Raw genomic sequence first — 14,097 nt, forward strand, 5'->3', positions numbered from 1 at the left:
GGGCGGGAACCCAGCGACTCTTTTCATCCCTGCATTCACCCACCTAGATTGGCACACAGGAGGTTCCACGCTCATGAAATCTCGCTCGTTTCTTCAATGGTTCGCAGCAGGTGCTCTCGCCAGCTTGGCACTCTCTGCATTCGCACCACAGACGGCGTACGCAGCCACCAACCCATCTCCTATGACCAAACGTTGGATTGACGTCAATGGTCAAGCGTACGAGCATCCTTACGCTTTTGTCGCCAACGGTACTACTTACATGCCACTTTACTACGTCATGCAGGCTCTCAACCACATGGGGCTGACAGACAAATGGAACGGTCAGACCTGGACCATGAGCGGTCCGTCCAGTTTGCCCGCCAATTTCGCGGACATCACACTGAACCAGTCCACGTCGAACATTGTACTTGATGGCACAACCATTGAACACTTTCCACGCATGGTCGCGGTCGATCCATTCTCAGGCAAACAAACGACCTACATTCCCATCTGGTACCTGCAACAAGCGCTTAATCGACTGCAAATTTTCAATCCGTGGGACGGTCAAAAGTGGAGTTTGTACAGCCCCAGTCCACTGTTGGCCTTAGCCGCCCAGCCGGCTGGGCAAGCCTCAAGTGCCCAAGGAGGCGCCGACTCGACGGGCGACCTCTTCGCCGCTTACGCGTCACCTACCGCCACGCCGCAGCAGTTCGGAAGCGAGGCGGCGGCTGCAAACGCCATTTCCGGCAACGCGGAAGGCTACATCGTCAACCTCAGCACCCATCAAGTCGTTCAACTGCCCGAAGACGCCTGGTCTTTGAATGCGAATGGACAGTTTACTTCTACGGAACTTCCCGGATACCCCTTTTCCACACCGACGTTTGCACAGGCGGGAGACGTCTATGAGGCAGTCAATGCGGTTGCCGGAAGTACCCCAAATGACACGCAATTCTATCTCATCTCCCAAGATGGAACCTACTCAGGAGCGTTCGCCGGCGTCTACGAAGACCCTTTCCGCACCGTCGACCTGCGGTTCCCTGCCCCCGCCGCCATCCAGGCTTCGACCTTGAACGCTTTCGTTCAAACGATGAAGCCGAATGCCGGTCTATCGGGGCTTGGTGACGTCATCATGACGTCTGCCAAGGAGTATGGCGTGAGCGCCAGCTATCTGCTCTCTCACGCTATTTTAGAGAGCGGATACGGCAACAATCCGATTGCCAGCATCAAAAACAATCTCTATGGTTTTGGTGCGTATGATGCCAACCCGCAGAATGATGCTGGTGTGTTTCCCAGCAAAGCTTATGCCATTCGTTTTCAGGCTTGGTTCGTTCGGAACACTTATCTCGACCCCAGTGGCAGCGAATACTACGAATCGCCCACGCTGGACGGGATGAATCAAAACTATGCGACCGATCCGCTCTGGGCCATCCAAATCGCCGGTATCATGCGGGAGCTATCCGACTTTGCTGGCACGCATGCAGACCAGTACACACAGTACGAAGACACGAACGTCCCACCGACACCTGTCACTACCGCAGAACCCGTCTTCCTGATGACGGGTGCCGTCGGCGCCATCGAGAGCGATGCGCCAAGCGGCGGACTTCCCATCTACCCGTCCGTAGCAGACGGAGAGTCGGTCAATGGTACGGGGATCATGGACAGCACGGCCCTGTTGAGTCCGGGAACGAGCGTCCAAGTCAACGAAATGATGCAGGGATTTGCCAATGGCTTTGTTGTCGAATGGTATCACGTTTCCACCGACACGGTTTCCGGTTGGGTCGATTCACAGTACGTGGCGCTCAGCAATGTGTATCGCGCGGTCGCCGACGGATCGCCCATTCTACCTGTCTACGGCAGCGCTAGCCTGACCAGCCCGACCATCTACACCATTCACACCGGAAACTACGTCGTGTCTGCCGCGCCAACCAATATCGTGAATGGGATGGTAAGCGTGCAATTGGTCAACCAAGAAAACGGGGCGCCACTGACTGGATATCTTCCAATCAGCGAGGTTTCGTTGGTACCAGTGGCACCGCAGGGCGGAAACTCGTAAACTGTTCAACAACATGACGACAAAGGCAGGGATGAGAATGAAGATCCCCATGGCGAATCGACTCGCGCCACTGTCCACAGGGATTTTTGCAGAACTGGCTGCGGAGAAGCGGAGACTGTTGAAAGCAGGACGCGATGTGATTGACCTGAGCGTAGGTAGCCCGGATTTACCACCACCCCCGCTGATACTGGACAAGATGGCGACGTATGTCGCCAATCCGGACCTTTACTCGTACAGCATTTCAGGCATTGAGGCCTTTCAACACGCTGCCGCCTCGTTCTACCAGGCGCGCTACGGTGTATCGCTGGACCCACAGTCTGAAGTTCTGCAACTCGCGGGTACACAGGAGGGACTTTCACACCTGCCGCTGGCGATGCTCAACGAGGGAGATGTCGCCCTCGTTCCCAATCCAGGATATCCTATTTATGAAACAAGCGTTCGCCTCGCAGGTGCTACGCCATATTCTTTGCCTCTTCGTGAAGAGCGAAACTTCCTCCCGGATTTTGACGCCATTCCCGGCGATATTTTGGAGCGCACAAAACTCATGATTTTGAACTATCCGGGCAATCCAGTGACAGCACTTGCTGACCGCTCTTTCTTCGAAGAAGTCGTCACGTTCGCGAGGCGCCACCACATTTTCGTTGTCCATGACTTCGCGTATTCAGAACTCGTTTTTGATGGGATACGCCCCATATCGTTTCTCGCCGTCCCAGGCGCCAAGGAAGTCGGTGTCGAGTTCAACTCGCTCTCAAAGACGTTCAACATGGCAGGTTGCCGTGTTGGTTACATCTGTGGCAACGCAGAAGGCATTGCCCGCCTCTCGATGCTCAAGTCGCATATGGATTTTGGAAACTTCTTGCCCATTCAATGGGCAGCAGTCGACGCATTGACAGCACCATCCGAGGTTTTCGAGGCGCAGCTGAGTGAGTACGTCAAACGCCGCGATGCCCTGCGAGATGGCTTGGCGGAAGCTGGCTGGACCATTCCGACCACGCGCGCCACGATGTTTGTCTGGGCCCGCATACCCGCCGCGGTGTCATCGCGCGAGTTTGCTTTCTCACTCCTTCGAGAGGCTGGCGTTGCCTGTACGCCCGGAGATGCTTTCGGATCCGAAGGGGAAGGCTACGTCCGAATGGCGCTCGTTCATCCGGTGGAAAAGCTGCAGGAGGCGGCGCACCGAGTGTCAAGATTTCTTGAATCGACCGTCGAGCGCACCACGAGCTACAGCGAACCACGCTAGCCGCACGAGTAAGACCACAGTGAAAGCCCCCACCTCGAGAGCGAGATTTTGCTCATCGGCAGACAGCAAAATTTTTCGCGCCAAGACGGTGAGTAGCACGTCCATGAGACGGTCGGGGGAGAGGGTACGAACGAGATCGACAATTTCATAAACCAAAAGCAACCAAAAAATGTCCTCAGCCACAGATGGGAAATGCCCCAAAAACGCCTGTGGCTTGAGTACGTAAACGGCCCATTTGGCGAGAAAACCGGCGATGCCAAGGACAAGTGAACAAAGAATGATGAAAACAATCACCCAGCGAATATACAGAAAAACTTTGTGGCCACTGTGCTCCAACCAATTTTCGGGCCCTTGTTCCGCCATCCGAATGCCTCCTCTCTCACCCGCTATACAGGCGCGAGTACCGGGTCTCGTCCACTCGGCGAACGACGCTGGTCAGAATCTGCTCGACCATTCTGCCCGCAATGGCCTTACTGCATACCCATTTTGCAGAGGGCGGGCCATTTCCGCTAGACTGTAGGCAGTGAGCCTTCGGCGCTCGCCTCCAGTTCGCTGTGAATGTGCCCGCCGATGCCTCGAATCCATCCAGCGAGAACGGCTCTCTGGAATCCCTTGTCAGGAGGTGGCTTATCTGAGTAGCCATCCCACGCTTGTACTGGCCTTCGTAGCTGGCCTTTTATCTTTTCTATCTCCCTGTTGTCTGCCTCTGTATCCGTCTTACATTTCCTACATTTCCGGAGTCACCTACAGCCCATCCGGATACAGTCTCGGCAACCGCATGCGTGCCCTTCGTCACACGCTCTTTTTCATTGTTGGGTTTTCAATTATTTTTTTCGCTCTCGGGCTCTCTGCGACTCTGCTCGGTCGGCTTTTTATCGACTATCGCGAAGCCATTCGCATCGGTGGCGGCATCATCATTTTCGTGATGGGCCTGATGCTTTCCGGACTGATTGCGCCGAACTGGATGTTGCGTGAGCGAAAGTGGGAGTACCGGAGTAGCAAGACGAGCTATTTCGCCTCGGTTCTGGTCGGTATCAGCTTCGCAGCCGGTTGGACCCCTTGCATCGGTCCCATCTTGGCAGGCGTTCTCGTCTTGGCAGCCAATGAAAGTGCCTCCGGCATAGCCCTCATTCTGATGTACATTCTCGGTTTTGCCGTGCCTTTTCTCCTCTTTGGGTTCACTCTCGGGTCTGTCCGCAAACTTGCCAAATACGGAGCTTGGCTGTCTCGCATTGGCGGATATGTGATGATGGTGATGGGTATTTTGCTCGTCACGAATGAACTGTCCCGGATTACCATCTGGCTCATTCAACTGTACGGAGGTTTTACGGGATTTTAGCAAGACCACGAGGTGACCGATCACGCTGCCATGCGCGACTTCCATACCACGCTTCCATGGCACTTCCAACGTCCCCTATAAGCGCTTCGCTTATCCTCACATGCCGACATACCGTGCATACAAACTGCGAGCCTTGGCACTGTCGTCGACGCCATGAATCAGCGCTCGTCCGTCCGCAAACAAGGTCAATTGCACGTCTCCGAAGTCGCAGCGGAGCAAATGGGCATTGTGACGCACTTGCCCAAGCCTTGACAACCGTTCTGCCATCGCTTCCAAAGAAACTTGCAAACTACTCTCTGGTCGTACCTGAATCGTCCGGCGGCCACAAAGAGACACCGTCAGCCCGTCGGTTCGTGCCTCCAGTGACTGAAACTGCCGGAGCTGACAACACGGGCAATCCGTCTTTGGCGGGGACAGTTGCACAGACCGAAATTCGTTGTCCCACACGTTGACATGCATCAGAGCATTGCTGAGGGCAGCCAAGTTCCCCGTGAGATACTTCAAAATCTCTGCCACTTGCAAGGATGCGATGATGGCTACGACCGGTGCAATGACGCCGACCGTGTCACAAGTGTCGTGCCCTCCAACATCTCCATCGCTGCCAAACAAGCACGTCAGGCAAGCGGTTTGTAAAGGGCGAAAAAACGCGGTGGTCCCATAAGAACTGACGGCTCCGCCGTACGACCAAGGAATACCGTATTGAACTGCAACGTCATTCATCAGATAACGCACTTGGAAGTTATCCGTTCCATCGACAATCACGTCGACATCCGCCAACCACTTCTTTGCATTGCGCCATGTCAAATCTTCGATGACAGCTTCAATCTGCACGTCGCGATTCGCAGCTTGTAGCTTTTGGGCAGCGGCTTCCGCCTTCGCTCGACCCAGCTCGGCATCTTCTTCATCGTAGAGCGTTTGCCGCTGCAAGTTAGACGGCTCGATAATATCGCGATCGACCAGGCGCAAAAACCCAACTCCCGCCCGCACCAATTGCGTTGCCAGCACCGTTCCCAACGCACCCATCCCAACGATGACAACCCGTGCTGCCGCTAATCGCTGCTGGCCTTCACGGCCAATCGGCCGAAACAACACTTGCCGGGAATATCTATCGTCCATCCATAGTCCCCCACAATCCATCATCGATAAAGAACTCTACTACTGATACCACGCCCACGGAGGGCTATGCAACAGCGAGTCTATGGGTGTGCACGAGTTGACCGAATAACCAGCCATCCGCAGAGCACAAAAAACGCCTCTTCGAGCGCACTTACCGCTTGAAGAGGCAGTCTGAACGAGCAACTTGGTCGTGTTAGTTTCCGTAGGTAGATCCGGTTGTCGTGACGGTCGTACCCGACTGAGACGTCTTCTCCATCGAGAGAAGGACGCGAGTATAGTGGATTTCAGCGTTCTGCAAGCGAAGAATCGTGTTGTACAAGGAAGCCATACTGTCGTGATAAGGATATTTGTGCCAGTTGCTTAATTGGCCATTATCTTGCACTCTGGCAATCCGTTTATCGACCTTCAGCAATTCCTTGGAGTCCATATTGTGCTCACGAATCGCAGCCGCCAGTTCGCCTTTCTTCCGTGGGTGGTGCGAATAATCGATGACTAACTGCCAAGCGTGCTCATTGTTCCGCAAAATGGCCTGCCGATGTTTTTCCAGTTTATTGAGTAACTTGTGATTGATGACGGGCCTTTCATTCAACACCGGAATGGAACTGCGTTCTTGAATCAAGTTCTGTTCTACGTTGTACAAGTTCCCCACTTGTTGTCCGATGTCTTGCACGACAGACAGTAGGTCTGTCTCCGAAGTCGTCAGATTCGTGGTTTGGACCTCATTCATCAACTGTGCTTCTGTGGCCACATGCGCTTGATAGCTCTGTGCAAACGATTCTTTGTGCCCGGCAGCAAAAGCAACCGTACCGCTCATGGCCAGAGTCACCACCAGAGCACTTCCACCAAACAACCATTTTTTCGACGTGAACATTGATCATCGTCCTCCTCGTAGCAAGGAATTTGAGTTCCTCATCCTGGACCATGCGGACACTGTGCCGCTTCGATGGTTCGATGAGACGAACCCCTCTTCCAAAAGATACGAGGGATTTGTGTCAAGAGCATGTCAATGTCAAGAGCCTATCAAATAGAATCTAACCGAAGTGACGAGCCATCGTCTATGTCTGCTTCGGCCGTGCTGAAAATCGGAAAGATGAGCGTGAATACCGTTCCCTCTCCTTCTTTCGACGCCACCTGAATGCTCCCATGAAGTCTCTCGACCAGATGCTTCGTGATGGTCAATCCCAAACCAGTTCGAGACTGCTCTGCTTCTCGACGATTGCTCGTGGTAAAGAACCTCTCCCAGATATGCGGCAAAACCGATTCGGAAATGCCTTCGCCCGTATCGTACACACGGACCACTAAACGGTATTCAGACACTTCACTCGAGAGCCCCACCTGCCCCGTGGAAGTATGCCGGATGGCATTGTCCAACAAGTTAAAAACGATTTGTGTCAGTCGAGAAAAATCTCCGAGTAACCACACCGATACAGCAGGTACGTCGATGATGAATTGAAGGCCTTTTTCCTCTGCCCGCACGCGCACAGAATTGGCCGCCTGGGAAACAACCTGTGACCAAAGAACTGGACGGGCATCCACCGAGATTTTGCCCGTTTCCAATGCAGCGAGATCGAGCATACTGGACAAAATATGTCCGAGGCGGGCCAATTCACGATTCGCTGCCTCCAGATATTGGCGTTCTTTGGAAGGCGGAATGACCCCGTCGAGAATTCCTTGAACAAACCCGCGAACGGAGGTCAGTGGATTGCGAATTTCATGAGACACGTTGGCAATCAGGTCCTTGCGCATATCCTCCAACGCCCGCAGTTGAACGACCATTTGGTTGAAGGTCTCGGCTAAATAAGCCACTTCATCTTGACCACGCACGACAATTTTCTGATTAAAATCGCCTCGACCAATGGCCCGAACAGCTTTGCTCATCTCCATCAACGGATTGGAAAAGCGACGAGTAAAGACATACAAAACGGCGATGGACAACACTAACACCGGAATGGCAATCAACAGAAGAATCTGTGTGACCTGCCCACTCTCCAAATTTTGCACGGGCGTATGAAGAAACAGAGCACCTGTTATCAAGCCGTCCGTGCGAATGGGTACTCCCACAGTCAACATGGACTCTCGATTGAACTGAATGAAAGGCCCAATCAGTTCCACCCGCTGTCCATTCAGCACGCGATTGACCGCTTGTCCATTGACCAAATCTTGCTGATGCGTCAATTCTTGAGCTAATTTGTGGACTTTGCGGAGCTCGTTGCCCTTGCCGAGCAACAGCAAGTTGATACTCGCATCATCTTGCTGCTTAAACCGGGTAAGCAGCCGCGTGAAGTGTCCGTTGTGGTACGGGCTGCTCCCGTAGTGGTCGAGGTACGGCAAGAGAGCATTCGCTTCATGCTGTAGGACGGCCAGCCTCTGTTCTGCAAGAAAGTGTCGAACTTCGATGTGCACAACGACCGACAGGATGGCAAAAGCCCCAACCATGACGGCGATGTAGACGACGAGAATGCGCTGGAACATCGACGTGAGCTTTCTCGAGGAAGTTTTCATCCGTTACGATAGACGCGAAATTTGTAGCCAATACCGCGTACGGAACAAACTTCGTAATCTTCTGACTTAGAAATCTTGCTACGCAGTCGTTTCACGAGCACGTCCACCACCCGGTCCTCTCCTACAAAGTCGACTCCCCAGACAAGGTCGAGCAACTGCTGCCGGTCCAACACTTGATTGGGATGCTGCGCTAGGATATAGAGCAATTGAAACTCCCGCGGGGACAAGTCCATTCGCTCTCCTCGCAAGAACACCTCATGCGCTACCTTGTCTATGACGAGCGCTCCGAAACGCAGCGTGGTGACGCGCGTACGCGGTCGCTCCCATCCGTATGTTCGGCGCAAGAGAGCGACCATGCGCGCCACCAATTCCTTCGGGTTGAACGGTTTCACCAAATAATCGTCGGCTCCCAGTTCCAGGCCTTTTAATTTGTCGGACATTTCGCCGCGCGCTGTGACCATCAGAACTGGCAGGTGGTGGTCACGGCGGATAGCCTGACACATTTCCCAGCCATCCATGCCGGGCATCATGACGTCCAGAACCACGCCGTGAACTTCTTCCTGTTCCAGCGCTTTCATCCCATCTGCCCCATCTGCCGCAGAGAGAACATGAAAGCCTTCGCTTTTTAAATAGAGACCGATGACTTCACAGATGTTTGGGTCGTCATCGACCACCAGAATACGAAAGTCTTTCGGAGAAAATTCCGGCGCCACAGGATACAACCTCTTTCATGTCCGAAGACTGACTGACATCAAGCATTGGTATTATTATTCAAAATGGCATAGTGCGCAGGGCCCTTCAAGGCACGGATGGACCCATTCGCTGAAACGTCAATATCCCGCGCCACAACAGGATTTTTCAGATTGGCCACAAAAGTCGATTGAGCCGTCGCCAAATTGTATTTGAACACGCTGGTCGCCAGTCCCTGACTGTTAACGTCCGCATAGTAGAATGTATTGCCAACGCATCCAATCAATCCAGCATTCGTCTGAATCAGATGGACCGACCAATGGTTCAAATGGGGACTTTGCGTGAGGTACCCAACATTGAACGTACCCCCTGCGTAATCTTCAAAATAGAGAATGTCTCCCGTCTGTGACACGGAGATGTTGCGGATGTCCAGGCCACCAAAGTGCGTCTGAAACAAATTGCCATCGGTGTCATAGTGATAGACCACACTGCTGCTGGAGTCTGCAATGAGGACATAGGTATCGTTCGTGTACGGACTGTCGGTGATTTTGACAAAATTCGCCGTTGGCGAAAGTCCGGCGAACGTCTGAATCAGACGCGTACCACCACTCAACAGATTGGCAGTTTCGAGAACCAACTGGCCGTTACCCGCATTTTCGCCAACAAAGACCTCGTCATTGCGAAGCCAGCGCAAATATGTGACCGTATTCGGGAAAGCGCTCGAAAATACCGACTTGTTGGTTTTGAGATTGACCATGTGAAGCACATTGTCGCTTCCCGCGTAGGCTGCATATTGATGGTTTGGAGACTCTACAACGAGAGGATATGACTTTCGCAAAGCAGCCACGCGGAGTGCTGCCAGCTGTGCCTCGGTTTGCTCTTGATGGATGATTTTCTCACTGACTTTGTGAGAGTGATGTCCCGCTCCGGTCAAGAGCGAATTATAGTGTTGAAAAAACAAAAACTCCAGCAGCGCGATGAGCGCTGCCACCATCAGCAGTCGACGTCCAATATGCCGACTCGGACGAACATTTGTTGGCGTTCCTCGACGGCCCCGGGTCTGTGCAGCCGAGCGAGATTGCACGCGATTCGTTTCCAAAAGGTCCATCCTTTCACTTTCCGGCAGGAAAAATTAAGAATGCCGTGGCGACTTCCCGCTCACCAAGTACATCCGAGGGCTGATTGACTAGCTTGCCCTGATACATCATGGTGGTGGACGACCCTCCATCGAGATTGGCAGCCGTCACCGCCCCCAGGCGCAGCATCAGATTTTGCAATTGAAGCAGAGACGCCCCAACGTCATTTGGCCCGTGGATGCCCCGTCCGTCGGTGACGACAAACAGCAAGGTTCCATCCGCCTTTTGTCCGATAGCCGTGCGAGGCGCATAGCCCCAACCACCGTTACCACTGACAATCATGCCGTGCCCATTTTGGACCAAAGTTGGCCCGAAGGTGATGGCCTGCGTGACGTGAAGTTGCTTGAGTTGCTGGAGCGTATAGGGTCCACTCAGCAGTTGCCCCTCGTTCGTCAGTGCGATCACCGTCTGGTTACTCGATTGCTGGTCGGTGATGACTTTCCCATTCATGATGGTGATACCCTGAGGAGAACCACCCGTACCCCGCCAATGTTCCACATCTTTGAAAGCGCCGCCGTTGATACCACCGATGGCGTGATAGTGCTGCAACATCTCGCTGAGCGTCATGCCAAACTTACCGATATAAGCGGTCACACCCACGCGGACACGAGTGGGATCAGGAACAATCATAATGTTGGCGGTATACGTACTGCCGTGGTAGGTCTGAAAACGGATGGCAGACGCTTTGTCATTGGAGAAATTCTGCTGTGCCACCTTGGTCGTAGCCGACTGAATGTCGCGCAAGCGGGGCTTCGCTTCCTCTACCACTTTTTTCGACAGCGTATCGAGAGCCAGCGGCTCGAGCAAATAGCCATGCATCGTCGTTCCCAACGAGTCAATGACGTAGGAGCGCACTGCCGGGAACGGGCCATGAAACAACAACACGGAGCCGAGCACAAATGCATAGACCAACGTGCCGACCGCATATAATCCGTAGCGGATGATGCGTCTCAAAAAAATCCTCCTATTCGTTTCCGAGCATCGTACCACTCCGATTCTATCGCTTCTCGCGCCGGACGTAAACACCGGGAGTCCGCCACACCAGTCTACGTCAACGTTTCGACAAAATTGACAGACCACTCTCCCGACGAAGAACGCACAGTCAGCACATCCCCAACCAGCCACACCTCGGGAGCGGACGACAACAAGCGGTCCGGTGGTAAAGACGCATCCGACACGCGCTGACCGAGAAAACCATGAATCAGCGTCCCGTCTCCTATCGAGAATTCCTGCGTTAGCATAGGAATCACCGTCGCCGGAAACAACAGATGCGTGTTCGGCTCCGCCTCGACCCATGTGTAGTCCGCATGGCTCCCATAGTCGACCACGCCAGACGCAAGTTGACGGTGCACCCCCAACTGTCCTCGCTCGAAGTTGTGGACGGTAGATTCAAATTTCGGCAGGGCAAATCCGCCGTCTGCCAACAGCAGGCGTCGACCCGACACCACTCGATGGACGCGAATGTGCCAAGGTAGCAGCGGAACAACCCACGTGGTGATGGTGACATCTGGCCACGGCTGCCATGTTCGGCGCACAAACTGCTCCGTAACCGTGTCGTCTGAGAGCCCATATGCCGATTCGTAGAGAGGAACCGCACGGCCTGCTTCAGCAACGGCCAAACAGTTGTCAAATGCCCCTTGCCGCAACGCGAGACGTCCTTTCGGAACACTGAAAGCAAAGCTTGTGGAGTAGACAAATTTCTCATACTTGGCATCCGCGTGCGCGTGTTGTGACGAATGTTGGCCGGCAGTGAACGCCTGCACCTCGTCTCCCTCAGGACTGCGACAGACCAACATTCGCGGTTCGCGTTGAAGCTGTACGTGAGCGCAGTCAACGGGTTGTGGCTCGGCCTGCCAAAACGGATGGGCGTCGTTCACCGCCAACAACAGGTATGTTTTTAAAGCCCAGTAGGGCGATCCCGCTGCATTATAGCCCTCCGCCATCACGACATTGGGGTACTTGTAGCCGACCGTGAGGTACCCACCCTCGCCGATCATCTCCGTATCATCCCAGTACTCGAGGTGACGAAACAGCAACTGTTTGATTTGACCCCAGGGAAGCGCTTCGACATCGGCAAAGACCAAGGCCGAAAAGAAAGCCCCGTGAGCGAACCGATAGGTCAGGCTCCGTCCGAAGGGAATGCTCGCTCCCGTCGAAGCAAACCAGTGGACGTAGTTTGCCGCAAATTCGCGCGCACGGGAACAAAATCGCTCGGCACGTAGCGGATCGTCCAAAGCCATAAACTTGGCGTAAATCAACGAATAATAGTGAAAGGCCATCGGAACATAGTAATCAATTTGGTCGACAAACCCGTCGCAGTACCACCCGTTTCCAAGATACAATTGTTCGAGCGTATCCAGCGCCTCTTCCATGTGCCGCGGTGACCACGCGCAGTTGCGCTGCTTGAGCGCAACATTGACCAGCACGCGAAAAAACAGCCAATTGGTGGCGGGCATCTCGTAGTCGTTGATTTGACCGAGCCAAGTGGCTAGATGCTGCTGCTGTCGGGACGTCAGCGTGTCCCAGAAGCGCTCCGGATGCAACAACAGCGCCGTGGCCAGAGCTGCCATTTCGACCATGCGCTGATCAAACGGGCCAATGTCGCCCCAGTAATGCGGACTGTCTGGATGAGTTCCGGCAATCACGCCCTCAACAAAGACGTTCAACCTCGCGTCGTCAGGCTGTGCACAGCCAAGCGGTGCCACGCCCCAGAGCAAGCGCAAAAACGTCTCCATGTGGCGAATCCGAGGGGCATAGACAGAGCCGCCCCCGGACAATGCGTAAAGCCCTGTTTGAAGCATCTCCGGATGCGCGAGAAACGGTTCCAGGAACTGCTTCACGCGCGCCACCAAGCGCCGCTTGTCAGCGGGCATGTCGATTCGAGGTGAAATGCGAGAGGACCTTGGAGCGCAGCCATCCTCGATGCCCTCTCCCACGGAATGTCGATTCTCGCGCACCACCCCATGCCTCCCCCTTTTCTCGTCAGCGGATGAAAGCGGATGAAACATGTGCCTTGGCTCTCTCAAGGGCGCAAATCCGTGAGTCTTACTGGCTGGCCAGCGACCGCAGCCAAATTGGACGCCTCGACTAGCTTTGTCAAATCGACGGCTATCTCGTTTTGTTCTGCTGCGTCTCGCCCCGTTTCGATGTTCTCCACCCACTGGTGGAAGGCGGACGGTTTAGCTTCTCGCATCGGATACGGCGTCCACTCTGCGAATCCATGAGCTGCACTTTTCACTCGGACTGAAGAACCTGAGCCATCCGTTTGGCTGTAGACGGCGGATCCGCTCATTCCATGCACTTCCATCGTAAACGGGGAACTGCCCGACACAAATCCGGTTTCAGCAATCCCGATAGCTCCACTGGCATACTGGAAAATCGACACCGCGTTGTCTTCCACGGCTTTTCCGAGCATCCGCCCGTAATGCGCCGATACTCGGTCTGGGAGACCGAGCAAAAGCCTCGTCAAATAAAGAGGATGGCAACCCAAATCGGTCAAGGCGCCACCCCCGCACTGCTCGTAATCATAAAAATGTGCGGGCAACCAGTCGTCGGAAGCTCCACCGTGGGCCAAGCGCACTCGCACTTGACTGATGGTACCAAGCAGACCACGGTCCACCACTTCTTGAAACGTAAGGGTATACGCGTCATTCAATCTTGGTAACGAGACCATCAACTGTACCCCTGCCGCACGAACACTGGCGATAATGCGGTTCGCGTCGTGTAAAGTGAGCGCGAGCACTTTTTCAGTAAAAATATGTTTTTTCGCCTCTGCCGCGCGGATCATCACGTCTGGGTGTAAGTTGGTCGGCGTATCGACGACGACCGCATCCACGAAGTCCTGAGCCAATACTTCGTCCAGGGAGTCATAGAAGGGAACTCCGAGACGACTTGCCTCTTCCCTGCCTCGTTCGGGAACTTCATCCCAAACTGCCACTACTTCCGTCTGCGGATGTTCCAACGCCTGTTTCCGGTAGTCTTTCGCATGCACATGCCAAAAACTGAGCATTGCAATTCGAACCATGAGAACCCCTCCTCTGCC

At 54.1% G+C, this 14,097-nt stretch carries 12 protein-coding genes; 3 read left to right on the forward strand and 9 right to left on the reverse strand.

Annotated elements, in window-relative coordinates; translation table 11 throughout:
• The first annotated feature begins 73 nt into the window (after positions 1 to 73).
• Together M4I36_RS15080 and M4I36_RS15085 are read left to right on the forward strand one after the other, a co-directional pair.
• On the forward strand, positions 74 to 2,032 hold the full coding sequence (locus M4I36_RS15080; protein WP_258112583.1) for a glucosaminidase domain-containing protein: 1,959 nt from the start codon (positions 74 to 76) through the stop codon (positions 2,030 to 2,032).
• A gap of 37 nt (positions 2,033 to 2,069) precedes the next feature.
• Positions 2,070 to 3,272, forward strand: a complete 1,203-nt coding sequence (locus M4I36_RS15085; RefSeq protein ID WP_258112584.1) for an aminotransferase class I/II-fold pyridoxal phosphate-dependent enzyme — start codon at positions 2,070 to 2,072, stop codon at positions 3,270 to 3,272.
• On the opposite strand, the gene M4I36_RS15090 is transcribed toward M4I36_RS15085, so the two are convergent.
• A complete protein-coding gene (locus M4I36_RS15090; RefSeq protein ID WP_258112585.1) occupies positions 3,216 to 3,635 on the reverse strand; it encodes a hypothetical protein in 420 nt (139 codons plus the stop codon). The genes M4I36_RS15085 and M4I36_RS15090 overlap by 57 nt on opposite strands.
• A gap of 259 nt (positions 3,636 to 3,894) precedes the next feature.
• Here M4I36_RS15090 and M4I36_RS15095 point away from each other — a divergent pair, with 259 nt between their 5' ends.
• On the forward strand, positions 3,895 to 4,611 hold the full coding sequence (locus M4I36_RS15095) for a cytochrome c biogenesis CcdA family protein (RefSeq protein ID WP_258112586.1): 717 nt from the start codon (positions 3,895 to 3,897) through the stop codon (positions 4,609 to 4,611).
• Positions 4,612 to 4,707: 96 nt separating this feature from the next.
• Here M4I36_RS15095 and M4I36_RS15100 read toward each other — a convergent pair whose 3' ends face one another.
• The 8 genes from M4I36_RS15100 to M4I36_RS15135 all read right to left on the reverse strand — a co-directional run bounded on the left by M4I36_RS15100 (position 4,708) and on the right by M4I36_RS15135 (position 14,079).
• Positions 4,708 to 5,727, reverse strand: a complete 1,020-nt coding sequence (locus M4I36_RS15100) for a ThiF family adenylyltransferase (protein WP_258112587.1) — start codon at positions 5,725 to 5,727, stop codon at positions 4,708 to 4,710.
• A gap of 193 nt (positions 5,728 to 5,920) precedes the next feature.
• A complete protein-coding gene (locus M4I36_RS15105) occupies positions 5,921 to 6,598 on the reverse strand; it encodes a hypothetical protein (protein ID WP_258112588.1) in 678 nt (225 codons plus the stop codon).
• Positions 6,599 to 6,747: 149 nt separating this feature from the next.
• On the reverse strand, positions 6,748 to 8,199 hold the full coding sequence (locus tag M4I36_RS15110) for a sensor histidine kinase (protein WP_258112589.1): 1,452 nt from the start codon (positions 8,197 to 8,199) through the stop codon (positions 6,748 to 6,750).
• A gap of 26 nt (positions 8,200 to 8,225) precedes the next feature.
• Positions 8,226 to 8,942: a response regulator transcription factor gene (locus M4I36_RS15115; protein ID WP_258112590.1), complete on the reverse strand. Its 717-nt coding sequence runs from the start codon at positions 8,940 to 8,942 to the stop codon at positions 8,226 to 8,228.
• Between the two features lie 38 nt (positions 8,943 to 8,980).
• Positions 8,981 to 10,018: a hypothetical protein gene (locus M4I36_RS15120; RefSeq protein WP_258112591.1), complete on the reverse strand. Its 1,038-nt coding sequence runs from the start codon at positions 10,016 to 10,018 to the stop codon at positions 8,981 to 8,983.
• A 13-nt stretch (positions 10,019 to 10,031) separates the two neighbouring features.
• A complete protein-coding gene (locus tag M4I36_RS15125; RefSeq protein WP_258112592.1) occupies positions 10,032 to 11,009 on the reverse strand; it encodes a phosphodiester glycosidase family protein in 978 nt (325 codons plus the stop codon).
• Positions 11,010 to 11,101: 92 nt separating this feature from the next.
• Positions 11,102 to 13,012 carry a DUF2264 domain-containing protein gene (locus tag M4I36_RS15130; protein WP_258112593.1) on the reverse strand — a complete coding sequence of 637 codons (1,911 nt, stop codon included), beginning with the start codon at positions 13,010 to 13,012 and terminating at the stop codon, positions 11,102 to 11,104.
• A gap of 65 nt (positions 13,013 to 13,077) precedes the next feature.
• Positions 13,078 to 14,079, reverse strand: a complete 1,002-nt coding sequence (locus M4I36_RS15135; RefSeq protein ID WP_258112594.1) for a Gfo/Idh/MocA family protein — start codon at positions 14,077 to 14,079, stop codon at positions 13,078 to 13,080.
• Between the last annotated feature and the right edge of the window lie 18 nt (positions 14,080 to 14,097).

Source organism: Alicyclobacillus sp. SP_1, assembly GCF_024706985.1.
In the GTDB taxonomy this organism is placed as follows: domain Bacteria; phylum Bacillota; class Bacilli; order Alicyclobacillales; family Alicyclobacillaceae; genus Alicyclobacillus_I.

Coding starts and splice junctions, on each gene's coding strand:
- M4I36_RS15080 (WP_258112583.1), top strand. CDS start 74: ATGAAATCTCGCTCGTTTCTTCAATGGTTCGCAGCAGGTGCTCTCGCC.
- M4I36_RS15085 (WP_258112584.1), top strand. CDS start 2,070: ATGAAGATCCCCATGGCGAATCGACTCGCGCCACTGTCCACAGGGATT.
- M4I36_RS15090 (WP_258112585.1), bottom strand. CDS start 3,635: ATGGCGGAACAAGGGCCCGAAAATTGGTTGGAGCACAGTGGCCACAAA.
- M4I36_RS15100 (WP_258112587.1), bottom strand. CDS start 5,727: ATGGACGATAGATATTCCCGGCAAGTGTTGTTTCGGCCGATTGGCCGT.
- M4I36_RS15105 (WP_258112588.1), bottom strand. CDS start 6,598: ATGTTCACGTCGAAAAAATGGTTGTTTGGTGGAAGTGCTCTGGTGGTG.
- M4I36_RS15110 (WP_258112589.1), bottom strand. CDS start 8,199: ATGTTCCAGCGCATTCTCGTCGTCTACATCGCCGTCATGGTTGGGGCT.
- M4I36_RS15135 (WP_258112594.1), bottom strand. CDS start 14,079: ATGGTTCGAATTGCAATGCTCAGTTTTTGGCATGTGCATGCGAAAGAC.